This window comes from Microbacterium sp. Kw_RZR3, assembly GCF_029222405.1.
GTDB lineage: Bacteria > Actinomycetota > Actinomycetes > Actinomycetales > Microbacteriaceae > Microbacterium.
Map to the genome: position 1 here is coordinate 1 of NZ_JARHXC010000115.1, position 24,889 is coordinate 24,889.

Annotated in this window: 20 protein-coding genes; 10 read left to right on the top strand and 10 right to left on the bottom strand. The window is 71.3% G+C overall.

What is annotated here, in order from left to right; all coding sequences use genetic code 11:
• Positions 1-151 precede the first annotated feature (151 nt).
• Positions 152-1,147 (bottom strand): stage II sporulation protein M, encoded by a 996-nt coding sequence (locus P2P98_RS06340; RefSeq protein ID WP_275798238.1) that lies wholly within the window; start codon positions 1,145-1,147, stop codon positions 152-154.
• A gap of 16 nt (positions 1,148-1,163) precedes the next feature.
• Here P2P98_RS06340 and P2P98_RS06345 point away from each other — a divergent pair, with 16 nt between their 5' ends.
• The gene (locus P2P98_RS06345; protein WP_275798239.1) at positions 1,164-2,018 is read left to right on the top strand and encodes an RDD family protein; all 855 of its coding nucleotides are present in this window, start codon (positions 1,164-1,166) and stop codon (positions 2,016-2,018) included.
• 6 nt (positions 2,019-2,024) lie between these two features.
• Here P2P98_RS06345 and P2P98_RS06350 read toward each other — a convergent pair whose 3' ends face one another.
• Entirely contained in the window at positions 2,025-2,231 is a 207-nt protein-coding gene (locus tag P2P98_RS06350) for a DUF3499 family protein (RefSeq protein ID WP_275798240.1), read from the bottom strand.
• A 106-nt stretch (positions 2,232-2,337) separates the two neighbouring features.
• On the opposite strand from P2P98_RS06350, the gene P2P98_RS06355 reads away from it, so the two are divergent.
• Entirely contained in the window at positions 2,338-2,772 is a 435-nt protein-coding gene (locus P2P98_RS06355) for a hypothetical protein (protein ID WP_193751336.1), read from the top strand.
• A gap of 512 nt (positions 2,773-3,284) precedes the next feature.
• Here the strand turns inward: P2P98_RS06355 and P2P98_RS06360 are convergent.
• The 4 genes from P2P98_RS06360 to manA all read right to left on the bottom strand — a co-directional run bounded on the left by P2P98_RS06360 (position 3,285) and on the right by manA (position 9,237).
• The gene (locus P2P98_RS06360) at positions 3,285-4,682 is read right to left on the bottom strand and encodes a DUF5719 family protein (protein WP_275798241.1); all 1,398 of its coding nucleotides are present in this window, start codon (positions 4,680-4,682) and stop codon (positions 3,285-3,287) included.
• Positions 4,679-7,522: a glycosyltransferase gene (locus tag P2P98_RS06365; RefSeq protein WP_275798242.1), complete on the bottom strand. Its 2,844-nt coding sequence runs from the start codon at positions 7,520-7,522 to the stop codon at positions 4,679-4,681. The genes P2P98_RS06360 and P2P98_RS06365 overlap by 4 nt, the downstream gene beginning before the upstream one ends.
• Positions 7,523-7,617: 95 nt before the next feature.
• Positions 7,618-7,938, bottom strand: coding sequence for a WhiB family transcriptional regulator (locus tag P2P98_RS06370; protein ID WP_013583637.1), 321 nt, complete (start codon positions 7,936-7,938; stop codon positions 7,618-7,620).
• Positions 7,939-8,082: 144 nt separating this feature from the next.
• Positions 8,083-9,237, bottom strand: coding sequence for a mannose-6-phosphate isomerase, class I (gene manA / locus P2P98_RS06375; RefSeq protein WP_275798244.1), 1,155 nt, complete (start codon positions 9,235-9,237; stop codon positions 8,083-8,085).
• Positions 9,238-9,299: 62 nt separating this feature from the next.
• On the opposite strand from manA, the gene P2P98_RS06380 reads away from it, so the two are divergent.
• From P2P98_RS06380 to P2P98_RS06395, 4 genes are read left to right on the top strand one after another with little or no spacing between them, the layout of a single operon-like run.
• Positions 9,300-10,700, top strand: coding sequence for an O-antigen ligase family protein (locus P2P98_RS06380; RefSeq protein ID WP_275798245.1), 1,401 nt, complete (start codon positions 9,300-9,302; stop codon positions 10,698-10,700).
• Positions 10,697-12,013 (top strand): O-antigen ligase family protein, encoded by a 1,317-nt coding sequence (locus tag P2P98_RS06385; protein ID WP_275798247.1) that lies wholly within the window; start codon positions 10,697-10,699, stop codon positions 12,011-12,013. Before P2P98_RS06380 ends, P2P98_RS06385 begins: the two co-directional genes overlap by 4 nt.
• 49 nt (positions 12,014-12,062) lie before the next feature.
• Complete coding sequence (locus P2P98_RS06390) at positions 12,063-13,976, top strand: glycosyltransferase (protein ID WP_275798249.1); 1,914 nt, start codon at positions 12,063-12,065, stop codon at positions 13,974-13,976.
• Positions 13,977-13,978: 2 nt separating this feature from the next.
• Entirely contained in the window at positions 13,979-14,944 is a 966-nt protein-coding gene (locus tag P2P98_RS06395; RefSeq protein WP_275798267.1) for a glycosyltransferase family 2 protein, read from the top strand.
• Positions 14,945-14,978: 34 nt separating this feature from the next.
• On the opposite strand, the gene P2P98_RS06400 is transcribed toward P2P98_RS06395, so the two are convergent.
• The 4 genes from P2P98_RS06400 to glf are packed head-to-tail and all read right to left on the bottom strand — an operon-like array spanning position 14,979 to position 19,716.
• The gene (locus P2P98_RS06400) at positions 14,979-15,719 is read right to left on the bottom strand and encodes an ABC transporter ATP-binding protein (RefSeq protein WP_275798251.1); all 741 of its coding nucleotides are present in this window, start codon (positions 15,717-15,719) and stop codon (positions 14,979-14,981) included.
• The gene (locus P2P98_RS06405; RefSeq protein ID WP_275798253.1) at positions 15,719-16,510 is read right to left on the bottom strand and encodes an ABC transporter permease; all 792 of its coding nucleotides are present in this window, start codon (positions 16,508-16,510) and stop codon (positions 15,719-15,721) included. Before P2P98_RS06405 ends, P2P98_RS06400 begins: the two co-directional genes overlap by 1 nt.
• A 22-nt stretch (positions 16,511-16,532) precedes the next feature.
• Entirely contained in the window at positions 16,533-18,566 is a 2,034-nt protein-coding gene (locus P2P98_RS06410; RefSeq protein WP_275798255.1) for an acyltransferase family protein, read from the bottom strand.
• A gap of 13 nt (positions 18,567-18,579) precedes the next feature.
• Positions 18,580-19,716 carry a UDP-galactopyranose mutase gene (gene glf, locus P2P98_RS06415; protein ID WP_275798258.1) on the bottom strand — a complete coding sequence of 379 codons (1,137 nt, stop codon included), beginning with the start codon at positions 19,714-19,716 and terminating at the stop codon, positions 18,580-18,582.
• Positions 19,717-19,862: 146 nt separating this feature from the next.
• Between glf and P2P98_RS06420 the strand changes: the two genes are divergently transcribed.
• The 4 genes from P2P98_RS06420 to P2P98_RS06435 form a co-directional block, all read left to right on the top strand.
• Entirely contained in the window at positions 19,863-21,782 is a 1,920-nt protein-coding gene (locus P2P98_RS06420) for a DUF6541 family protein (protein ID WP_275798260.1), read from the top strand.
• 2 nt (positions 21,783-21,784) lie between these two features.
• Positions 21,785-22,981, top strand: a complete 1,197-nt coding sequence (locus tag P2P98_RS06425; RefSeq protein ID WP_275798262.1) for a glycosyltransferase family 4 protein — start codon at positions 21,785-21,787, stop codon at positions 22,979-22,981.
• A complete protein-coding gene (locus tag P2P98_RS06430) occupies positions 22,978-24,207 on the top strand; it encodes a glycosyltransferase family 2 protein (protein ID WP_275798264.1) in 1,230 nt (409 codons plus the stop codon). Before P2P98_RS06425 ends, P2P98_RS06430 begins: the two co-directional genes overlap by 4 nt.
• Positions 24,207-24,889, top strand: a 683-nt coding sequence (locus tag P2P98_RS06435) for a glycosyltransferase (RefSeq protein WP_275798265.1), incomplete at its 3' end; no start/stop codon positions are given. The genes P2P98_RS06430 and P2P98_RS06435, both read left to right, overlap by 1 nt.

Here is a 24,889-nt window from a genome sequence, read left to right on the forward strand (position 1 = left end):
CGAGGACGGCGACCCGCGTCGCCGTCACCCGCAGTCCGGCACCGCGGATGAGGGCATCCGCGGTGGCATCCGTCCGATCGTCGAGCACGACCCTACTCTAGCTTCTTTTGAGTAAATCAAAAGTGACACGCGGAGAAACGAACGGATGCCGTCAGCCCGCGGTGAGCGTCGGAGTCCCCGCCTCGTACTCGGTCAGGTCGCCCGTCTCGCCCGCGCGCGCGGCTCGCTTGCCGACCCACAGCATGTAGAAGAGAAAAACTCCGAGCGCCACCGCACCGATCGCGATCTTCACCTGCCACGGCCAATCGCGCGGCGTGACGAACCCCTCGACGACCCCCGAGAGGGCGAGGGCGAAGATCAGGCCGACCGCGACCGTGGCCAGGGAACGACCCTCGGCCGCCAGCGCGGCGCCGCGCGTGCGTCGGCCGGGAGCGACCCACGCCCAGAAGATCTGCAGGCCCGCGGCCCCCGCGACGAAGATCGCCGTGAGCTCGAGGAGGCCGTGCGGGAGGATGAACTGGAAGAACACGTCGGCGCGGTCGAAGGCGATCATGACCGCGGCCGATTGCCCCACCCCGATCGCGTTCTGCATCATCGCCATCAGCGGCCAGATGCCCGTGACGCCGAACAGCACGCACTGCGCGGCGATCCAGGCGTTGTTCGTCCACACCGACCCCGCGAAGATCGCGTTGGGGTTCTCACGGTAGTAGTTCACGAACTGCTCGTCGGCGTAGTTCTGCAGCTCGCTGCGGCTTCCGAGGGCGGCGACCGTCGCGGGGTCGCCCGAGATCCACAGGGCCACCATCGTCGCGACGATGACGAAGCCGACGGCGACGACCAACGTCGTCCACCGCACGCGATACAGCGCGGCCGGCAACTGCAGGAGGAAGAAGCGGGGCATCTGCTTCAACACGTTCTCGCGCACACCGGTCAGCCGCAGGCGCGTGCGCGCCAGCAGGATCGAGACGTAGTCGCCCTGGGGCGTACGTCCGGCGGAAGTCTTGATATCGGCGAGATCAGCGGATGCCGCGCGGTACCGCGTGACGAGCTCGTTGACCTCGCGGCCGCTCAGGCGTCGTGTGCGCCCCAGTTCGTCCAGACGCGCCCATTCCTCGCGGCGAGCGGCCGTGAGGGCGTCGAGGTCCATGTGATCAACTGTACGCATGGCTTCGTCGACGGCATCCTCACGGACCGGAGTCCGTGCGCCCGCGGCGCGCGGTGTCACGCTCGTCGACACCGCCTCCGAGGAGATCCTGACCGGCGAGGCCGTCGCCCTCGACGTGCAACCGCTCGGATTCTTCCTGCGGGCCCTCGGCTGCCTGATCGACATGATCGTCGGCGTCGTACTGCTGATCGGCGGCGGCCTGCTGCTCGTTACCATGGCGGCATCCGGGACCCTTCCGGACAGCGCCCTGCGGATCGCCGTGATCACGCTCATCGTGCTCGTGCTCGTCGTCCTCCCCACCGCCGTCGAGACGCTGTCACGCGGACGCAGCCTCGGCCGACTCGTCGTGGGTGGGCGGATCGTGCGCGTGGACGGCGGCGCCGCGGGTTTCCGCGCGGCGTTCATCCGCGCGCTGATCGGCGTCCTCGAGCTGTGGCTGACCCTCGGCGGGATCGCCGCGGTCGTCGGGATGTTCACTCCGCGCGCGCAGCGCCTCGGCGACCTCGTCGCGGGCACGGCGAGCGAGCGGACCCGCACGCGGCCCCTCCCCCCTCCCGCCCCGGGGATTCCGGCAGGGTGGGAGTCGTGGGAGCAGGTGGCCGATGTCTCGCGCCTGCCCGATCGCCTCGCCGCCCGCGTGTCGCAGTTCGTCCGGGGGGCTGACGCGCTCGATCCGGCCGCGCGGGTCCGTCTCGCGTCCGCGCTGGCCGATGCGGTCGCCCCGTTCGTTTCGCCGCGGCCGCCTGCCGAGCCCGAGGCGTTCGTCCGCGCCGTCGCCGCCGTGCGGCGCGATCGCGAGTACCGGGCGCTCGTGATCGAGCGCGAGCGGGCAGCGGCGCTCACCGACCGCTGAGAAGCGTCAGGTCCGAAGCGTCTCGTGGCGCACGACGACCCAGCCGCGCGGCACCGAGAGCCGGTCGGCGTGGATCGCACAGAGGTCGTGGGCGTGCGGGTCGTCGACGCGTCCCAGCGGGCCCAGCGCGGCCATCTGGTCGCCGTAATCGTAGGTGAGCGTGCTCATCGCCTCGCGGGCGCATCCCACCTTCGAGCAGAGTCTGTCGCGCATCGCGGGCAACACTAGCCCGCCGCCACCCCGGCGCCGACGCGCCGCGCCGTCGTGAGCCCACCCCGACCGAGGGTCACGCCGTCCCGGACGAACGTAGGATGGGCGCATGGTGCGTCGACGAACCCGCGAAGCCCGGCCGGTCGCCCGCCCCTCCCGCCATGGCCGACACGGCCGCGAGAACCGCAGTCCGGTCGTTCGTCCGCCGCTCCCCCCGATCGACACGAGGGTCGAACGCTTCGACGTCGCCGTCGGCGCCGCGGCGGAGTTCCTCCGCTCCGCCTGGAGCGAGCTGCGGGAGGTCTCGTTCGAGATCGGCATCATGCCCCCGGCCGCCACCGATGGCATCCCTCGATGGACGGTTCTGCGCGATGAGAAGCGCATCATCCTCTACCGCGTGCCGATCGAGCGGCTCGGTCACCCTCATCACGACGACGACCTGCACCGCCGGATGATGATCGAGGGTGCCGTCTTCCGCGCCGCCGCCGAGTACCTCGACCGCGACCCGTGGGATCTCGGCCCCGAGCGCTTCCGCTACTTCTGACCCGGCGTGGCCGCGCGCTCCGCGTGCCGCCGCGGGCCCCGCGCGCGCCGGACCACGCGTCCCCGCGCTGTCCCCAGGAACCCGCGCCGGACTGGCTCCCCATGCCCGCGCGTGCTCGGCGCTGACCGGCCCACCCTCACGCATAAACGCGATTCGCGCACAGAAACACATGCTCCTCGCGTTTATGCGAGTGGATCGCGTTTATGGTCGCCCGCCACGATGCCGACGCGCTCGAAGGCGGGAGACCCGCACGGCGCCGGGAACACCGGGGCGCCCGCCGACACAGCCTCAGCGGCAGCGGTACCCGCCGCGCCCGGCACCCCGCCCTTGAGGCCGACGCGCTCCCTGTTGGAGCCGCCCCTCTTGCATAAACGCGATTCGCTCACGAAAACACGTGCTCCTCGCGTTTATGCGAGTGGATCGCGTTTATGCGCGCGGGCCGCGACGCAACCAGCGCGCACCGCCGCCCCGCCGCGCGCAACCACGCCGCGCGCAACCGCGGAACGCCAGACCTACGGCAGGACGGTCACCGCCGACTCGGCGGTGTTCGCCGGCCACAGCGGGTACCCCGCGAGAGCGCCGGTCGACGAGTACGTCACCGCGCCCCGCACGGGAGTGCTGGCCTCGAGCGTGTAGACGCCCGCGGCGACCGCGGTCGAGACGCTACCCCCGTCGGGCACGGCGAGGGTCAGCGGTGCACTGCCGTCGGTCGGGGTGAGTGTGACCGTGGCGTCGCCCCCGCCGGCATCCGTCGTGAGCACGAGCGCGCCACCGGCGCCCGCCGCCACCGCCACCGCGCTGGAGACCGCGATCCGGGGGGCGGGGCTGTACCACGCGAAGTCGGCGCCCTGGCCGAACCCCGTGGTCGACCACGCGCCGGCGACCACGGGCTGATCGGCGGTGATGTCGACCGTGTACGCCCCGAGGTCCACCCCCGACAGGTCGAGCGAGGTCGGCTTGCCCGCCTCGAGCGGGACGGTGCGCGGCGTGCCCGGGGTCGCCGTGCCCACCGGGATGAGGGTCACGGTCGCGGTGGCTGCGGAACCGGGGGCGAGCAGCCGCAGAACGGTGCCTGCGTCGCCGCCGCCCGCCGTCAGGATCTGCACGCCGGGGATGACCAGGTGCGTATCCGCCTGGGCCGAGGGGGCGGCCTGGTCGACGCCGCCCGGGAGGAGCAGACGCGTGAGGCTCGCCTGCAGCGAGGCGTGCACGGGGGCACCCGACGCCGTGACGCGCACGACGGGGCTTTCTTCGCCGAGCAGAAGGCCGGCCAACGGCACCACGCGCTGCGTACCCGGCGCCACGACGAGGTTGCTGCCACCCGGGGGCGTCGACACGCCCTGCGCTCCATAGACGGACAGCTGCACGGTCGCGGGCACATCGCCCGGATTGCCCAAGACGACGAGGTCGTTCGCCCCGGTCGTCGTCGCGCCGGCGACCAGCCAGGACTCGGCCAGCGGAGGGCGGCACGCGGATGCCGCGAAGCCGATGAGGTCTTCCGAGGTCGCCGTCGCGGAGCCCGCGGCGGCGAGCGGCGCGGGCGCCCCGCCGAGAGGTTGGGCGCGAAGCGCCGTCGCATCACCCGAGCCGTCGCCGGTGGATCCGGTCAGCGCGCTGTCGACTGCGCCGCTGTCAGCCGGTCCGCTCAGGACCTGCTGGGGCGCGGCCGCGCTGAGTGCACCCGCCTGTTCGGCACTGCGCCCGAGCGCCAGCAGCGGACCGTCGCACGCGAGCACGGTGTCGGACGCGGCGGGCGTGGCCTCGATGCGGACGGGGCTCGCGGTGAGCGTCGGCCAGGGCGCGGCGATCCCGGCCACCGTTCCGACCACGACCGCACCGGCCACGACGGATCCGGCGACGACGCGGGCGCTGGTCGTCGCCCAGCGGACGAGTCGGCGGTCGCTGCTCATCGGCTTCCTCCCGGGTTCGGGCCCACGATGCGGGGCGTGCGGCGCGCGACCCGGCGGGAGGCGCTGGTGGGCACGGCCAGCAGCAGGGCGACCAGGAGGACGCCCAGCGACCCGAAGGTCACGAGGCTCTGCACGCGCGCCTGGTGGTCGTCGAGCGGCGCACGGGGCTGCACGGGCGCGGTCACTCGCCACAGGTCGCCGCGCGAGGTGGTGCCGACGCCGTCGAGCGCGTCGCGCTGGTCGAGCGACGTCGCGGCCGCGAGGCGCGCACCGCGGATGACGTCGTTCTCGCCGGCCGAGGCGGACTGGAGCAGGACGAATCCGATCCCCCGCTCCCCCAGACGCTCGATGACGTCGTCCGACGAGGGGGTCGTGAGATCGGCGGCCAACGCGGCGAGCTCGCGGTCGGCGGGCTGCGCCTCGATGCGCGTGGCCTGGACCGTGCTCTGCCCGCCCACGGTGGCGCTCCCGCCCCACACGACGTCCACGCGCAGACCGTCGGCGCGCGGGTCGAGCACGATCGTGCCGATCGCGGTCGAGCCTCGTCCTTCCGCCGCGACAAAAGCCGGAAGCGTCGAGGTCGGGCCGTTCGTGAGCACGGAGCGCGGGTGCGACTGATCCAGGGATGCCGTGAGCGCGGGGCTCACGGCGACGAGCAGGGCCGCGAGAGTCACGAGAGCGCCGATCGGCCGGAGCACGCGCACGCGTTCGACGATCCCGGCATCCAGAGCCACCATCGCACTGCCGACCACGCCCAGCCACGCGAGGCTGAGGCCCGCACCGGGCCAGAGCGGCACCGCCGTGCCGTGGTCGAAGGAGACGGCCACCCCGACCGCCGCGAAAGCCGTCGCGAGGCCCACGGCCGCGATGATCAGCAGGGCGGATGCCGTCACCCAACGCGGGGTGAGGACAGCCAGCAGAGCGAGGACGGCGAGCGGCGCGATCAGCAGCCCGACCCACCAGACGGGGCCGTCGATGACGCTCGCCCATCCGCCGGGATCCGAGCTGGGAAAGCCCGCGGCGAGGAGCGCGCGCCCCAGCGGGTCGGCCGAGACCTCGTTGCCCGCGTAGGGGATGCCGGGGTCGGCGAGCAGCCCCCAGGGATTCCCGGTGCGCACCTGCGTCCACACGAGGGGCGCGAACACCACGATCGAGGGCACCACGAGCCAGACGACGCGCGCCACCCCGCGTCCGGCGACGAGAGCCACGACCACGAGGGCCGCGGACCACAGCACCACGACCGCGGGGGCGAGCGACGGCGCGCACGCCAGCACGAGCACGAGCAGAACGGATGCCGCTCCCGCCGGCGCCCAGGCCCGGTGGGCGACGCTCGCGGCGTAGAAGAACCAGGGCAGGAGCAGGTGGGCGATCAGGGCGGCGGGACGACCCTCCACGATCGCGGCGAGGAACGTCGGGGCGAGCGCCCACGCGACCGCGGCGGTGATGCGCAGCAGCGACGACTCGGTGACGCGCGTCGCGGCGAACCACCCGCCGAGGACGGCGAGCGGGAGCGCGAGAACCCAGAGGACGACGAGGGCGCGAGAGGGATCGCCGGGTGACAGCGTGCCGATGACCGCGATGATCGCGGAGAACGGATCGGCCGGGCCGATGGCATCCAGGCCCAGGGGGCGCTCGCCCCATGCGGCGTCCTGCCACAGCTGCACGACCGTGGCACGCAGGGGCGCGAGAGCGCCGCCTCCCAGCACGGGCCAGGCCAGCAGCGGGAAGAAGAGCGCGGCCGAGACCGCGAGGGCGCCGAGCACGGCCCACGCGCCTCCGCCGACGAAGAAGCGCAGTTCGGGGCGGACCGGGGCGTCGGTGACACCGCCGTCCGCGGCCTCCCACCGCAGCCGCATCTCGGAGCGCGAGACGCGCAGGGGGGCGATGCGGGACCAGCCGACCGAGCGGACGGCGCGGATCCGGCGCCGCGCGCGCGCCACCGCCGCGATGCGGGCCATGACGAGGATCGTCGCACCCCACTCGGGGAGGACGCGGTAGGGCACCTTCCCGATGAGGTGGAGGATCGTGCGCCACAGCGCCAGCGGGAGGAAAGACAGCCAGTGCAACGGGACGGCCGCCGCCGGTGCGTAGACGAGACGGCGGTGCAGCTGCGCGGTCCGCTCCGCGAAGGCGCGGCGGCGCGCGCGGCGGCGACCGCGGGCCATGGCCGCGACGCCGTCCCCGGCGACCGCGACGCGCGCCGCGGGGACGAGGGAGACACGGTCGCCGGCCAGGCGGGCGCGGACACCCAGGTCGACGCCTTCGTCGGCACCGCCGAGGGCGGGGTCGAGACCGCCCAGGGCCGTCCAGGACTCGCGGCGGATCAGCAGTCCGCGGACGTCCGCACCGAGGACGTCGGCGTCGCCGTCGTGCTGGCCCTGGTCGAACTCGCCCGCCGCGAGCTCGACCGTGCGCCCGTAGCGCGTGAGGCTGATACCGAGGGAGACGATCCCGTCCGGCTCGTCCCAGCGGACGAGCTTGGGAGCCGCGACCGCGAGTGACGGCGAGAGCTCGAGCGCCCCCGCGAGCCGGACGAGGGCGTCGGATTCGGGGGCGGTGTCCTGGGCGAGGAGCCAGACCGCGTCGCCGGTGAGCCGGGGGGTGGCCAGGGCGGTGGCGACGGCGAACGGAGTTCCGGCCGAGGCGGTGATGACGCCTTCGGCACCGGATGACGCGGCCAGTTGGGTCAGCTCGGGATCGGCCCCGCACAGCACGATGGTGAGCGCATCGACGGGTCGGCTCTGCGCGGAGATCGCCGCGAGCGTGCGCTTCAGATGGTGCGCGGCGGGAGTCCGGCCCTCGGGGCGGACGACGAGAATGGCGTGAACACGGGCGGGCATGGCGCAGTCAGCCTAAGCGCGCTCCCGCACGTTCGCGGACGCCGCGCCGGGGTGAGGGCGATCGCCCGGAAAGGACCGTCGCGTCGGACGACGGATCAGGCGCGGCGCTTCAGCTTGCGACGCTCGCGCTCGCTGAGACCGCCCCAGATGCCGAAGCGCTCGTCGTTCTGGAGGGCGTACTCGAGGCACTCGGACTTGACGTCGCACGAGGTGCAGATGCGCTTCGCGTCGCGCGTGGAGCCGCCCTTCTCGGGGAAGAACGCCTCGGGGTCGGTCTGCGCGCAGAGCGCATCGGTCTGCCACGCGAGCGTGTTCTCTTCGACGGCGTCGATGTCGCGACGGACTCCGGGGACACCGAGGTCGACCGGATCGACGAACCAGTTGTCCGGAACACCGGACCGGTACTGCGACGTCATGTCGTCCTCCCCCACAGTCGAGCCCTCGTGACGCGGATTCGCGTACGAGTAATTACACCTGTGTCATTCGGATTGGTCAAGTCGCGGATCGTAAACCCTCAAGGCAGACCTGAACCTTCACGCGGGCCGTCGGCGTGTCGCGGCTCACTCCCCCGGCATCGCGACGAACACCTCGCCGCCGCTCACGACGAGGGGACCTTCGTCCGCCGTGGCGAGAGCCGCCTGGCCGGGCGCGAGCGCGACGCTCGTCCCGGACGCGCCGGTGACGGTCGCCTCCCCCGACACGCCCACCGCGATCGAGACACCGCGCAGGGTGACCCGCGCCGGTGCCGCCGACGGCGCGACGTGCGCGAGGGCGAGGTCGGCGATGCCCGGGGCGAAGAGTTCGACACCGGAGTCGTCCGCTCGCGGTTCCAGGCGCGGCGGCGCCGCCGGGCGGAAGTCGACGAGGCCGAGCAGCTCGGCGACGTCGATGTGCTTGGGCGTCAGGCCTCCGCGCAGGACGTTGTCGCTCGCGGCCATGATCTCCACCCCCAGGCCCGCCACGTACGCGTGGAGCACGCCGGCCGGAACGAAGATCGCCTCGCCGCGGCGCAGCTCGACGAGGTTCATGAGCAGAGCCACGACGATGCCGGGGTCGCCCGGGTACTCGGCGCGGAGGTGGCGGACGAGGGCCGCCTCGGCGGCGAACTCCGGGGAGATCACGGATGCCGCGGCCTCGACGATCTGCTCGATCTGCGGCGTGCTCGCTTCGCCGAGCGCCCAGCCGATCGCCCCGCGCAGGGCCGAGGCCGGGTCGACGTCGGCGAGGCGCTGCCGGAGCACCCGGACGCCCTCGTCGTCGCCGAGAGCGTCGACGAGGCGCCGCGTCTGATCGAGGTCGCGCAAGCCGGCGAGAGCGGTGAAGGTGTCGCTGAGGGCGACGATGACCTCGGGCTTGTGGTTGTCGTCCTTGTAGTTGCGCGAGCCGGCGTCGCGCGCGACGCCCGCGGCCTCCTCGCGGGCGAAGCCCTCGACCGCCTGGTCTTTCGAGGGGTGAACCTGGATCGAGAGCGGGGAGCCCGCGGCGAGCAGCTTCAGCAGGTACGGCAGTCGCTCGGGGGCGCCGGGCGTCGTGGGAAGCCACTCGTCGAGAGTGCGCCCCGAGCCGTCGAGCACCTGAGCGGGCGAACCGGGGTGATCGCCGAACCACACCTCCGCTTCGGGGGCGCCCGTGGGGACGCGCCCCTCGAGCTCGGCGAGGAGGGTCGGGCTTCCCCAGGCGTAGTCACGGGGAGTGTTCGAGAGGGCAACCAGCACGGGCGAAAGCCTAGCGTTCCGGCCCGTCGTCGATCGGACCCGGACGGTAGCCTGAGTCCACCATGGTCATGTACACGAACCACCCGGTCTCGGCGCCGCCCTCGGCTCCCGTCCGCGAGACCACCGGGCACCTGCTGCTGCGGGCGTGGTGCGTGTTCGTCATCGTCCTCGCGCTCGGCGGTGTCGGTCTCGTCAACGCCGTGGGCCCGGTGGTCAGCACCGTGATCGTCATCGCGACGGCGGTGGTCTCGGCCGTCGTGTGGATCGTCGTCCGCCCGCCCGTGGCCTGGCGCCGGCTCCCCTGGCTCGCGTTCGGGTACGTCGCGTGGGCGTTCCTCTCCGTCCTCTGGAGCGCCTGGCCCGCGGCATCCGTCCTCACTCTCCTGCTGCTCGGGATCACGACCTTCCAGGGGCTGTTCGTCGGTGCGGTCCTCACGTGGCGCGACGTCGTGCGCGCGGTGGCATCGGCGGCGAAGTGGATCGTCGGTCTGTCGCTGCTGTTCGAGCTCGCTGTCTCCGTGGTCGTGCGCGGACCGATCCTGCCGGGCTTCGCGCTGCCGGCCTCGCGCATGGACCCCATCGTCTACTGGTCGCGCGACAACCTCTTCGACGGCGGACGCATCCAGGGCATCTTCGGCAACGCGAACCTGCTGGCATCCGTGATGCTCGTGGCGATCATCGTGTTCGCGATCCGCTTCGCCGCCGGCGCTCCCCGTCGCCTGTGGCTGCTCGGCTGGATTGTGGTCGCCGGGTTCCTCTTCGTCCGCGCGGGGTCGGCGACCGCCCTCGTCTCGGCGGCCTTCGTGGCGCTGGTGCTGGCGACCGTCCTGGTGATGCGCACCGCGCGACGTCCCGGCGAGCGCACGCGGTGGTACGTCCTCTACGCCCTCGTGGGGCTCGGCGGCGGCGCGGCCCTGTGGTTCGGCCGCGACACGGTGTTCGGACTGCTGGGGCGCGGGGCCGACCTCACCGGCCGCGAGGGCATCTGGGCTGACGTGCTCGCCCGCGCGGCTGAGCGTCCGTTCACCGGCTGGGGCTTCTCGACACCCTGGATCGCCTCGGAGCCGCTCATCGACGGCTGGATCGTCGACCACGGCCAGACGGTCGTCCAGGCGCACAGTGTGTGGATCGACGTGTTCTTCCAGCTCGGCGGCGTGGGGATCGTCCTGCTCGCGCTCGTCTACCTCGCCTATCTGTGGCGCTCGTGGTTCTTCGCGATCGATCGCCCGCGGTGGGATCTGCGGGCCGATCGCCCGTACTCGCCCCTCACCCTCCTGCCGACCCTCATCGGGGCGCTTCTCGTGGTGCAGGGGCTGACCGAGTCGGGGCCGCTGCTCCTGTGGGGCTGGATGTTCGTGGTGCTCTTCGGAGCGAAGATCAAGCAGGCGCCCCTGGTCGGCGTCGGCCCCGCCGAGCAGAGCATCGCGATCGAGCGCGGCGAGCCCCAGAGCCACGGATCGTGAGGGCGGCGCCCGCCCTGCTCGCCTCGGCGGGCTTCGCGCGAGCTTTCACCCTCACGGTCTTCGCGGCCGTCTTCGGCTCGACCGCCATCCGCGGGGTGTCCGGCGACGTGACCCTCGCGACGATCGTGTGCGGATTGTGCGCCCTCGGCGTGGGAGTGCTCGTCGTTCGACGGCGCGAGATCGAACTCGTCCGCCTCGCCCCCACGACCCTCGTCCTCTTTCTGGTGTGGGCCGGCGCGAGCGTCCTCTGGAGCGCGGATCCCCTCTCGAGTCTCGGCGGGTGGGCCGAGCTGGTCGCGGTGTCGTTCCTCGCCGTGGTGATCGGGCACGTGCGCGACGCCCTGCAGACGGTGCGCGCCCTGGGAGACGTGCTCCGGTGGCTCCTCGGCGCCTCGCTCGCGCTCGAGATCCTCAGCGGCATCCTGCTCGACCTTCCGATCCCGTTCCTGGGGATCCAAGGCGACATCGCCTCGCTCGGCCCCGTACAGGGGCTGTTCGGCACGCGCAACGTGCTCGGCTTCGTCACCGTCATCGCCCTCATCACCTTCCTCGTGGAGTACCGCACGCAGTCGGTGCGCGCGGGGACGGCGATCGCCTCGGTCGTCCTGGCCGGATCGCTCGCCACGCTGAGCGGCTCGCCCACGGTGATCGCGGTGGCCGTGACCACCGGTGCCGCGACCCTCGCGCTCACGCTCGTGCGTCGCCTCTCGGCACCTCGCCGCCCTCTCGCGCAGCTCATCCTCGGCGTCGGCGTGATCGCGGCCGTGGCGACCGGCTACGGCATGCGCGACACGTTCGTGGCAATGGCCGACGCGCGCGCCGACTTCTCGCTGCGCACCGACCTGTGGTCTCGCCTGCTGACCTACGTGGCCTACCGGCCGGTCGAGGGTTTCGGCTGGTTCGGGGCGTGGTCGCCCGATTCGTTCCCGTTCGCGTCGCTCAACTTCGCCCTCGGCGAGCAGCACACCTCGGCGCTCGACGCCTACCTCGACGTGCTGCTGCAGCTGGGCTGGGTCGGACTCCTGCTGTTCCTGACCCTCGGCGCCCTCGCCCTCGCCCGGGGCTGGCTGGTTGCGACCGAGAGACGTTCGACCGTGCACGCGTGGGGCCCGCTGACCCTCGTCGCGCTGCTGACCTTCTCGCTGTTCGAGAGCTTCACCCTCTCCGGCGCGGGGCTGCTCCTGCTGGTCGTCTGCGCGGTGCGGGCCGGGCAGTCGCGCTCCTGGCGCGAGAGCCTCGGACTCCGGATGCCGCCGGCCCCCGCGCCGCACGAGGGGCCGGGCGTTCAGGGCCCGCCCACCGCTGCCGGGTAGACTCCGGGTCGGCCGCCCGACGGCCTGCGCCTTCGACGAAAGACCCTTCGTGACGTACACCCTGCAGAACGCCGTGCTCCCGCTCGACCGCGACCCCGACCTTCTCCCCCTGTACGTCGACCCCGAGACGTGGTCGACGATCGATGAGGAGCCGGTGCGCGTGACCAACGTCGCCCAGTTGAGCAACGTGCTCGACCGCCACCGCGCCCGCATCGTGGCGGGGCGCCGCGTCTCGTTCGGCACGTACTTCAACGCTTTCCCCGCGTCGTACTGGCAGCACTGGACCGCGGTCCGCCGGGTGCGCCTGACCGTGCACACCTCGGGTGACGCGACGATCCTCGTCTACCGCTCGAACGGAGCCGGGACGAAGCAGCGCATCGAGACCCGTGAGGTCCGCGGTGATTCCGCCGAGACCGCGTTCGAGCTCGTCCTCGACCAGTACAGCGACGGGGGCTGGATCTGGTTCGACGTCGCCGCCGACCGCTCGGACGCGATGTTCGAGGGCGCGACGTGGACGACCGACGAAGAGCCGGTGCGCGCGGGCAAGGCCAGCATCGGCATCACGACATACAACAAGCCCGACTACTGCGTGAACACGCTGCAGGCCCTCGCCGACGCCCCCGACGTGCTCGACGTCGTGGACCGCGTGTTCCTCATCGATCAGGGCACCGATCTCGTCGCCGATCAGGCCGCGTACCCCGAGGTCGCGTCGCGCCTGGGCGAGACCCTCCAGGTGATCCGCCAGCCGAACCTCGGCGGTTCGGGCGGCTTCGCCCGCGCCATGACCGAGACCCTGCAGCGCCCCGAGAGCGACTTCGTCCAGCTGCTCGACGACGACGTCCGCATCGAGCCCGAGTCGATCCGCCGGTCGGTCGTCTTCGGGCGCTACGCCTCGGTCCCCACGATCGTCGGCGCGCACATGTTCGACCTGCTCGACCGCCCCAAGCTCCACGCCTGGGCCGAGGTCGTCGACGACGCGCCCTTCATGTGGCGGGCGCTGTACCAGGAGCGCCTCCCCCACGACTTCAGCGTCGCGAACCTCCGCCAGAGCCCGATCCTGCACATGCGCCTCGACGCCGATTACAACGGCTGGTGGATGTGCCTCATCCCCACCAGCATCCTGCGCGAGATCGGCCTGTCGCTCCCGGCGTTCATCAAGTGGGACGACGCCGAGTTCTGCCTGCGGGCTCGGGATGCCGGCTACCCGACGGTGTCGATGCCCGGTGTCGCGCTGTGGCACGTCTCGTGGGTCGGCAAGGACGACTCGATCGACTGGCAGGCGTACTTCCACGCCCGCAACCGCATCGTCTCGGCTCTCCTGCACTCGCGCTCACCGCAGGGCGGCACGCTCATCCGGCACAGTCGACGCCTCGACCTCAAGCACCTCATGATGATGCAGTACTACCCGGTCGAGCTCCGTCATCGGGCGCTCCGCGACGTGCTGTCCGGCCCCGCGCACATGCGCCGCGGTCTCGCGACCGCGATGCCCGAAGCACGGGCCATCGCCAAGAAGCACCCCGAGACGATCATCCACAAGGACTCCGGAGTGCCGCTGCGCTCGCGCCGCGGACGCCAGGTGTTCCGTCGCCTCAAGCGCCACGAGTTCGACAGCCCGACGGGCGTGCGTCTACGTGTCTTCACGCTGCGCACGCTGCTCTCGCACTGGTTCCACACCCCGCGTCCCGAGAACGTCGCGCAGCCCGAGGTCGAGTTCGGCAAGGGCGACGCGCACTGGTGGCGGGTGCCGCACTACGACAGCGCTCTCGTCAGCGCCGCCGACGGGTCGGGACAGAACATCTACACGCGCGACCGGGCGCAGTACCGGCGGATGCTGCGCGAGAGCCTGCGTCTGCACCGTCGCCTGCAGCGTGAGTGGCCGCGCCTGTCCGAGCAGTACCGTCGGGCGCTGCCCGACCTGGTGTCCGAGGCGCAGTGGCGCGCGACCTTCGAGGAGCGTTCGTGAGCATGGCATCCTTCGATCCGACGACCGCGACCATCGTCGTCGTCACCTACAACCGCACGCACCTGTTGACGCGTCTGCTCGAGAGCATCGAGCGCATGGACCCCGCCCCGGGACACCTCGTCGTGATCGACAACGCCTCGACCGACGACACGACCGAGGTCGTCGAGTCGTTCCGCGATCGCCTGCCCACCGAGCTGGTCTACCGCCGCCTCGAGACGAACACGGGCGGCTCCGGCGGATTCAGCGAGGGGATGCGCGTCGCCTACGAACTCGGGGCCGAGTGGATCTGGCTCATGGACGACGACGTCGAGGTGGTCTCGGACGGCCTCGCCCGCATGGGCCACTGGACGCCGCGGTTCCGCAGCATCCAGGGTCGGCGCTACGACTACGACGGCAGCGAGTTCTACTGGCAGTACCGCGTCGCCGAGTCGATGGCGATCCCGATCCCCTTCGCCCCGGCCGGATTCGACGACTCCGGCTTCAAGCCGATGAACTCCGGATGCTTCGAGGGCATGTTCATCCACCGCGACATCGTCGCGAAGATCGGCCTGCCCGACCCCCGCTTCTTCATCTACTGGGACGATCAGCTCTACGGCTGGCTCGCCTCGCGTCAGACGCCGTCGGTCATCGTGAACGAGTTCGTGCTGCGCCGCACCCGCGAGATCAAGCAGTGGGACATGGGCATCCGGCACATGAACGCCTCGAGCGACGCGTACCGGTACTACATCATGCGCAACAGGGCATACCTGCAGAAGTACTACCGGGAGCTCGGCGTCTACCAGCCCCTCCCCTTCTCGGCCGGCACGGCGCTGACGTTCGTGAAAGAGCTGATCCGCCTCGTCGTCGTGGAGCGCAAGGTCCGCGGAACGAGCCACCTATTCCGCGGGCTGCGCGACGGCCGCCGGATCCTGCGTGACACGTCGTGGACGCCGATGCCGCCGCTGGAGCGCGCTCAGCCCGTCGGCTGACGCCGCTCGCGCGACGGCCGCCTGCCCGGGCGGCTCAGCGCGTGGCGTAGTCCTCGTTGTAGCGGTCGAGCACCTCGGCGATCGGCGCGTCGAGCTCCAGCCGTCCGCCGTCGAGATACAGGCCGCGACGGCAGAAGCGCCGCAGGTCTTTCTCGTTGTGGCTGACGAAGAAGAGCGTGCGCCCCTCGGCGAGGAGTTCGTCGATGCGGCGGTAGCACTTCTCGCGGAACGCACGGTCGCCCACAGCGAGCACCTCGTCCACGAGGAGGATCGGCTCGTCCAGCTGCGACACGACCGAGAACGCCAGCCGCACCTTCATGCCGTTGGACAGGTGCTTGTACGGGGTGTCGACGAAGTCGCCGATCTCGGCGAAGGCGATCATGTCGTCGAAGCGGCGCGCGACCTCGGCGCGTGGCATCCCGTGCAGTCCGGCGGTCAGGCGGACGTTCTCGCGGACCGTGAGGTCGCCGACGAACCCGCCGGTGATCTCGATGAGCGGGGCGACTCCGCCGTCGACCTCGACGCCGCCCTCGTCGGGGAGGAGGACACCGGCGACGAGCTTGAGCAGCGTCGACTTCCCCTGGCCGTTGCGGCCGACCACGCCGATGGACTCCCCGGGCTCCACGCGGAACGACACGTCGCGCAACGCCCAGAACTCGTCGGGCCGGGAGCGCCGCTCCGCGCCGCCGAACAGGTCTTTGAGGCTGCGGGTGCCGCGGCGATTGCGGCGGAACCGCACGCCGAGCCCGTGCACATCGATCGCGGGGCCGACCATCACAGCTCCTTCAGCACGGGACGTTCGAGGCGAGGGAACACCAGCAGCCCCAGTCCCAGGATGCCGAGGCTCACCGCCGCCCCCACGAGCACTGTCATCGTGTCCCACTGATCGGGGAAGAAACCGACGCGGTAGAGGGTGAAGATACCCGCGAGCGGGTTGAACGCCGCGATATCGGCGAAGACACCCGGGAGGTTGCCGACGCCGTAGATGATCGGCGAGGCGTAGAACAGGGCGCGCAGCACGAGACGCGTGGTCCGCTCGAGGTCGCCGAACATCACGCACAGCGGAGCGACGATCAGGCCGAGCCCGACGAGGAGGACCGTCTGCAGGATCACCGCGAGGGGGAAGGCGAGGAGCGCCCACGACACCTGAGCCCCGCCGAAGACCGCGAACAGCACGAGCACGGGGAGGGAGAAGAGGAACTCGATGCCCTTGCTCACCACGATGCGGTTGACCCAGATCCAGCGCGGGATCGAGGTCGAGCGCACGAGACGAGCGTCCTTCTTGAACGCTTTCGTGAAATCGGTGACCGCGGAGTTGAACCACACCCAGGGCAGCAGCGCCGTGATGAGGAAGACGATGTACGGGTCCTCGCCCACCGAGCGGTGGAACACCTGGGTGAAGACGAACCAGTAGATGCCGCTCATCACGAGCGGATCGAGCACCGACCACAGGTACCCCAGAGCGCTGGTGGAGTAGCGCACGCGCAGGTCGCGCGACGACAGCAGCCACAGCGAGTGGAGGGAGCGCCGCGCCGAACCGGGGGCGCCGACGGTGGCGGGGGTCACCCGAGAATCCTATGTGCGAGCGTCATCCGAGGCTGGGGGGAAGCTGCTCGGCCAGCAGGGGCGCGAGGGTCGCGGCGTACGTGCGCGACAGGTGGTTGTCGTCTCGGTACAGTGCGACGTTGCCCACGACGCCGACGCACACGTCATCGGGGCAGATCCACGGGGTGAGGTCGACGAGCTGGACCCCCGCACGATCGAGCACGACGGCCGGATTGTCGTCGGCGAGCGAGCCCGCGCGCGGCACGGCACACTCCACAGGATCGGCCGCCTCGGCGACGCAGCTGTACATGTCGAAGCCGAACCGGGGGTTGTCCCGGATGCCGAGGACCTCGATGCCCGCGTCGCCCATGCGGTCGAGGAAACGGTCGATGCCGGGACGCAGGGCCTCATCGAGCTCGCCGTGGTCCGACCGCGTCACGACGGTCACGACGGCATCCGGTCGCATCCGCTCGACGTGGTCGACCGCGGCCTCTCGCCACGGATCGCAGGTCGGGTCCATTCCCGGTTCGTCGAGGCCCATCGAGCAGCCGCCCTTGACGAGCATGACCACTCCCCACCCGTTCTGCTCCGCGAGGGGCACGAGGGCCGCGGTGATCTGCTGCGAGTGGGAGTCGCCGACGACGACGATCGTCCGTCCGGCGCGGGCCGTGTGCGTGGTCTCGTTGCACGTGCCGATCAGGATCTCCGCCGTCGGCATGCGATCGCCGGTGCAGGGGCGGTCGAGTTGCATCCACTCGTCCTCGAGAGCGGCGGGCATCGGGAGCAGGACCGCGTCGGCGGGCGGCTCGGGCAGCGTGGGATCGTGCAGCACGGCCGCACCCGGGTTGGAGATGGCCGCGCGCGCCGCGACGGCCCGCGCCTCGAGCTCGCTCGAGACCTGCCATGCGGTCACGGGCACCACGACCACCGCCGCGGCGACGACCACCACCGCGATGGGGACGAGCCGGGAGGGGTCGCTTCTCCGCCACGCGCGGACGGGGGTGTCGACCGCGGCGGTCAACGCCCGCGCGAGGGCGAGCGAGAGCACGATGACGAGTGTCCCCCCGACGATCCCGGCGCCTTCCCTGCCCGTCACGACGAGGAAGGTGATGAGGATCGGCCAGTGCACCAGATAGAGGGCGTACGCGTCGCGACCGAGGAGCCGCAGCGGGCGGGATGCCAGGAACCGCCCCGGTCCTCCGCGAGCCGCGCCGCTCCCCGAGACGACGATCGCGGCCGCGCACAGCACCGGCCACAGCGCGAGGAAACCGGGGAACCCGCCCTGCACGTCCACCACGAGGCCGAGGATGAGGAGCCCGAACAGTCCCGCCCACCCGAGCGATGCGCGGACGACGGGACCCGGACGCACGTACGGCAGAACGACGACGAGCAGCGAGCCCGCGGCGAACTCCCACAGGCGCGCGCCCGTGTCGAAGTAGGCGCTCTGCTGCTCCGCCGCCGTCCGGACGATCGCGTACGACAGCGAGAGAGCGAACACCACGGTGAAGACGACGCCGACGACGCGGTCCGGCGACAGGCGGAAGCGGCGGACGATCGCCTGGCACACGGCGAGAAGGATGACCCAGAGCACGAACGCCTGCCCCTGGACCGACATCGACCAGAAGTGCTGGAGCGGACTCGGCACCTCCGTCCGTGCGTAGTAGTCGACGGCATCCGCCGCCAACAGGGCGTTCTGCATGTAGAGGAGCGACGCCCAGGTCTGCTCCCAGATCGCGCGCCACGTGGCCGGCGGGAAGAACGTCCAGGCGAGGGCGAGGACGCCCACCAGCGTCACTGCTGCCGCGGGCAGCAACCGGCGGAAGATGCCGATGAGGTGCGCGACCGGACGAACGGGTGTCGGTCCGTCCATCCGACGCACGAAGCCGCGGGTGAGGAAGAACGCCGACAGCATGAGGAAGACGTCGACGCCGCCCGAGACCCGGCCGATCCACACGTGGTAGGTCACGACGAGCAGGATCGCGACGGCGCGCAGGCCGTCGATGTCGGGGCGATACGCCCAGCGCCCCTCGTCCGCCCGGTCAGCGCTCGCCGACCGGACCTCGGACCCGTGGGTCATACGCACGGAGGCGTCACGCGAGCTGGTTGTTCCACATCGACAGGGCGGAACCGATGGCCATGTGCATGTCGAGGTACTGGTACGTGCCGAGGCGACCACCGAAGTGCACGTCGCGCTCGCCCTTCGCCAGCTCGCGGTACGCCAGCAGACCGGCACGGTCGTCGGCGGTGTTCACCGGGTAGTACGGCTCGTCCGCGCGGGTCGCGAAGCGGGAGTACTCGCGCACCACGACCGTCTTGTCGGTCGGGTAGCGGTCGGCACGCTCCGGGTGGAAGTGCTTGAACTCGTGGATGCGCGTGTACGGCACATCGGCGTCGGCGTAGTTCATCACGCTCGTGCCCTGGAAATCGCCGATCGGCAGGACCTCCTGCTCGAAGTCGAGCGTGCGCCACGACAGCTCGCCCTCGGCGTAGTCGAAGTACCGGTCGACCGGGCCGGTGTACACGACGGGCACCTGGCCGACGGTGGCCTTCTTGTTCAGCGGCTGCGACTCGTCGAAGTAATCCGTCGACAGCTTCACCTCGATGTTCGGGTGGTCGGCCATCCGCTCCAGCCACGCGGTGTACCCATCGACCGGGAGACCCTCCCACGTGTCGTTGAAGTACCGGTTGTCGTACGTGTACCGAACGGGCAGACGAGAGATCACCTCGGCCGGCAGATCCTTCGGGTCGGTCTGCCACTGCTTCGCCGTGTAATCGCGGATGAACGCCTCGTACAGCGGGCGTCCGATGAGGGCGATCCCCTTCTCCTCGAGGTTCGCGGCATCCTTCGCATCGAACTCGCCCGCGAGCTCCTGAACGAGCGCCTTCGCCTGATCGGGGGTGTACGCGGCCTGGAAGAACTGGTTGATCGTGCCGAGGTTGATCGGCAGCGGGAACACCACACCCTTGTGCGTCGTGTAGACGCGGTGGACGTAGGAGGTGAAATCCGTGAAGCGGTTGACGTACTCCCACACCGTCGGGTTGGACGTGTGGAACAGATGCGCCCCGTACCGGTGGACCTCGATCCCCGTCTCGGGCTCGTCCTCGGAGTAGGCGTTGCCACCGATGTGGGCGCGACGGTCGATCACCGTGACGCGGCGCCCGGCGGCAGCCGCCCGCTCCGCGATCGTGAGACCGAAAAAGCCCGAACCGACTACCAGAAGATCCATGTACGCGAACAACTCTCGTTTCGGGGAAGAACGCCGACCATCCTACCCGCGGGCCCCTCCGCGGTTGCACGGGGCGGCTCAGCGGGCGCGCAGAGACCGTCGGATACGATGACGTGTCGAAAACGGAACTGACGGAGACGGATCGTATGGGTGACTGGATCAGCGCCGTTCCGTCGTACGTCGTCGTCGTCCTGGTCCTGATCCTCCCCGGCGCCGCCGTGGTCGCGGCCGGATGGGGCGTACGCAATCCGCAGCGCCTGCTGTTGGCTCCCGCGATCTCCGCGACCCTCGCCGCGGCCGCCACCACGATCGCGCACTTCGTCGGGCTGCGGTGGGGCCTCCTGCCCCTCGCGCTGTTCACCCTCGTCGTGGTCGGCATCGCGCTGCTGCTACGCCGCGGAAACGGAGCCGACCCGGCACCGGCTGCGCGCCGCACCCTTCTGACGGCGGTGCTCTCGCTCGCGGCGACCGCCGCGGTCACGACCGTGATGTTCGCTCGCGCGTTCGGCTCCCCCGACAACATCGCGCAGCGGTTCGACAACATCGTCCATCTCAATGCGATCGCCCTGGCGGTGCAGAACGGCGACGCCTCCGGCTTCCAGATCGGCGCGACGAGCGACATCGGGTTCTATCCCAACGGGTGGCACGCCCTGACCACGCTGGCCGTCGAGCTCACCGGTGCCTCCGTGCCGGCCGCCGTCAACGGCGCGAATCTGGCCTTCGTGTCGGTGCTGTGGCCGGCGTCGATCATGGCCCTCGTCGGCGCCCTGTTCGCGCAGCGGCGGACCGCCTACGTCACCGCCGCCGCGCTCTCCGCGGGCTTCGGAGCCTTCCCCGCTCTCTTCTTCAACTGGGGGGTGCTCTACCCCAACCTCATCGGCTACGCGATGGTGCCGGCCGCGCTGTCGACGGTGGTCACGGCGCTGGACGACCGCGGTCCGCGGGCGCTCACGCGTGCCCTCCTGCTCGTCGCGCTGCTCGCGGGCGGCGTTTTCCTCGGCCATCCGAACGCGTTCCTCTCGCTCCTCGCCTTCTCGGCCGCCCTCGTCATCGTGATCCTGGCCATCCGCGCGGTCGACGCCCGCACCCGTTCGTCGGTGGTCGGCGTCGCGGCGGCGGTCGTCGGGTTCGGTGCCGTCATGGCCGTCGTGTGGGCCGTTTTCCGCACGGGTGCCGAGCACTCCCGCTGGGAGCCGTGGCAGAACCTCGCGCAGGCCGCAGGCGAAGGACTCTTCGCCTCGCCCCGCGGTTTCAGCCCGACCATCGTCGTGGTCGCGCTCCTCGTGGCCGGATTCGTCGCCGTCGCCCGTCGTCCCCGATGGATCCCCGTTCTCGCTGTGTTCGCCGTCGCCGTGGCGCTGTTCATGGTGGTGTCGGGCCTGCGCATCGACTCCCCCGTGCGCCAGCTGCTGACGAACCCCTGGTACAACGACTCGAACCGCCTCGCCGCGCTCCTCCCCCTCGCCGCGATCCCCGTCGCGACCCTCGGCGCACTCGCGATCGTCGATACGGCTCGACGGTGGGCGACGCGCCGGTCGCTGCCGCGGTGGACGCGCGTGACGGCCTCGGCGGTGGCGGTCATCGCCGTCTTCTCGGTCGTGGTCGGCCCCAACGTCCGCATCGCGCTCACCCAGGTGCACGAGGCCTACGCCTACACCGACGACGCGCTCATCCTGTCCGACGACGAGCACGCCCTGCTCGAGCGCCTCGACGACGAGACCCCCGCCGACGCGCTCATCATCGGCAGCCCGCGCACAGGGACGTCGCTCGCCCTCGCCCTCGCCGACCGCGAGGTCACCCAGCGGCACGTCTTCGGCTCCCCGTCCCCCGAACTCCTCTTCCTCAACACGCACCTTCGCGACATCGAGACGGATCCGGCCGTGTGTTCCACGGTCGACGAGCTCGGCATCGACTACGTGCTCGACTTCGGCCGGCGAGACGTCATCGACGACCCCAACGGAGCCGTGCCGTACGACGGCATCCAAGACCTGACACCCTCGTCGCACCTCGTCCTCATCGATTCGCAGGGCCCGGAGGCCCGCCTGTTCCGGATCGAGGGGTGCTGATCATGGCGCGCGAGACGACGGTCGCGGTCGCCTACGACTGCCTCTTCCCCTACTCCACCGGCGGCGGCGAGCGACAGTACCGCGCGCAGGCCGACGAACTCGGCCGTCGCGGGCTCGAGGTCGACTACCTCACGGCCGTGCAGTGGGATGGTCCGACGCCGACCGAGGAGCACTTCCGCATCCGGCCTCTCACGGGCCGCCTGAACCTGTACTCCCCCGGCGGGGTCCGGCGTATCCCGGCGGCCCTGCGGTACGCGGCCGCGCTCTTCCGTGCGCTCGTTCGCCGCCGCCGTCGCTACACCGCGCTGATCGTGAGCGGCCTGCCGATCTTCAACGTCTTCGCGGCCCGTCTGGCCCTCCTCGGCTCGGGAACCCGCGTCGTCGTGGACTACCTCGAGGTCTGGCACCGACGCCAGTGGGTCGAGTACTCGGGCGTGGTCACGGGGACGATCGCGTGGATGCTGCAGCGCGCGGCGATCGCGATCACCCCCCTCGCCACCTGCCACTCCCAGCTCACCGCGACGCGCCTGCGCGCCGAGGGGCTGCGCCGCCCGCCGCTCGTCAGCCCGGGGCTGATCGACGACGCCGTCGAGGTCGAGACCCCCGGCCCCGCGGCCCACCCTCCCTACGTTCTGTATGTCGGCCGCCACATCCCCGACAAGCAGGTCGAGGTCATCCCCGCCGCCGTTGCCGCCGCGCGTGAGAGCCTCCCCGACCTCCGTCTGGTGATCCTCGGCACCGGCCCGAGCTCCGACGCCGTGCGTGCCGAGGTCCGCCGGGTCGGAGGAGAAGAGTGGACCGAGTTCCCCGGATTCGTCTCGGATGCCGAGCTCGACACGCTCCTGCACGGAGCACTCGCGCTCGTCCACCCGTCGCGCCGCGAGGGCTTCGGTCTCGTCGTCGTCGAGGCCAACGCCCACGGCACCCCGGTGGTCCTCGTCGCGCACGAGGGAAACGCCGCCACCGAGCTCATCGACGAGGGCGTCAACGGGGTCGTCGCCCCGACCACCCGCCCCGACGATCTCGCCCGGGCCATCCGGGCCGTCGCCGACGGGGGTGACGACCTCCGCCGCACCGCGCGCGCCTGGTACGACACCGCCGTCCGCACCCGCACCATCCGCCGCACCGTGGAGGGCATCGCGTCGGCACTCGCGTTGCCGAACCGCTCCACGGTGAAGACGAAAGAAGACACGCCGTGACCAGTCCCATACCGACAGATCCCGCCTCGAGCGATCCCGCCCCGCACGACGACCTCGAGCTGACGATCCTCATGCCCTGCCTCAACGAGGCGGAGACCCTCGAGGTGTGCATCCGCAAGGCGCAGGGCTTCCTTGCGCGCACCGGCATCCGTGGTGAGGTCCTCATCTCGGACAACGGCAGCACCGACGGATCGCAGGCCATCGCCGAGCGGCTCGGCGCCCGCGTCTCGCACGCCCCGCGGCGCGGATACGGAGCCGCGCTCATCAACGGCATCGAGACGGCCCGCGGCCGGTTCGTGATCATGGCCGACGCCGACGACAGCTACGACTTCGAGAACCTCGAGCCCTTCGTCGAGCGCCTCCGCGCTGGCGCCGATCTGGTCATGGGCAACCGCTTCCGCGGGGGCATCGCCCCCGGCGCCATGCCGCCGCTGCACAAGTACCTCGGAAACCCGGTGCTGTCCTTCATCGGGGAGCTGTTCTTCCGTCCCGGCATCCGCGACTTCCACTGCGGTCTGCGCGGTTTCAACCGTGCGCGCATCCGCGACCTCGACCTCCAGACGACCGGCATGGAGTTCGCCTCCGAGATGGTCGTGCGCGCCTCGCTCGCGCGGTACCGCATCGAAGAAGTCCCGACGACGCTGAAGAAGGACGGACGCTCGCGCCCGCCGCACCTGCGCAGCTGGCACGACGGCTGGCGCCACCTCCGGTTCCTGCTGCTGTTCGCCCCGCGGTGGCTGTTCGTCTACCCCGGGCTCGTCGCATTCTTCCTGGGCGCGATCGCCGTCGCCGTGCTCTCGTTCGGCGGTGTCGAGATCGCCGGGGTCGGGTTCGACGTCACGACGATGGTCTACGCCAGCGCCCTGTGCGTGATCGGCTTCCAATCCCTGTTGTTCTTCTGGCTGACCAAGCTGTACGCCACGCAAGAGGGGTTCCTCCCGACGAGCGAACGGTACCGACGCATCGTCGCGAAGTGGTCCGCCGAGCGCGGTCTGCTCATCGGGCTCGGGCTCTTCCTCCTCGGCATCGTCATCGGCATCGTGCAGGTGACGCTGTGGGGAAGCCTCGACTTCGGGCAGCAGAACGCCGCGCAGGCGGTGCGTATCGCCGTGCCGAGCGCGCTCACGATCATCCTCGGCTTCCAGACCGTGATGATGAGCTTCTTCTCGGGCGTCCTCACGACGCCGCGACGCGAGCAGCGGCCCGAAGCCGTCATCGAGAGCTGATGGCCGCGCGCCGCATCCTCGTCGACCTGCTCGGGTTCACCGGCTCGCGCGGCGGGACCGAGACCTACGTGCGAGAGCTGCTCCCACGCCTCGCCGAGCGGATGCCGCACGCCCGCTTCGCCGCTCTCACGGGGCGCGCAGGGAGCGAGCGCGTCGCCACCTTCTTCCCGGGTCCGGTGCAGATCGTGCCCTGGGTGGGGGCCGACCCGGCGACGTGGGCGCTCGGCGCGGTCACCGCCACCGATCTGCTCGCTCGTCGCTACGGAGCCGACCTCGTCTGGGCCCCGGCGAACTTCGGACCGATCTTCCGCGGCGTCCGGCGCGTGGTCACCGTCCACGATGCGATCTACGACGAGGTGCCCGGTGGCATGGCCGATCGCGCTCAGCGCGCCGTCACGTCGTTCCTCATGCGCCGCTCGGCCCGCACCGCCGACCACGTCCTCACGGTCTCGCACGCGGCCGCCGCGAGCGTCGGCGCCCACCTCGGCGTTCCCGCGGAGCGCATCGCGGTCGTCCACAACGGCAGCACCGACCCCCGCCCTCAGGACGACCCCGCAGGAGTGCTCTCCTCCCTGGGCCTCCCCTCCGACCGGCCGATCGTCCTCAGCGTCGGCAACCGGATGCCGCACAAGAACTTCCGCGGACTGCTCGAGGCCGTGGCATCCCTTCCCCCCGCCGAGCG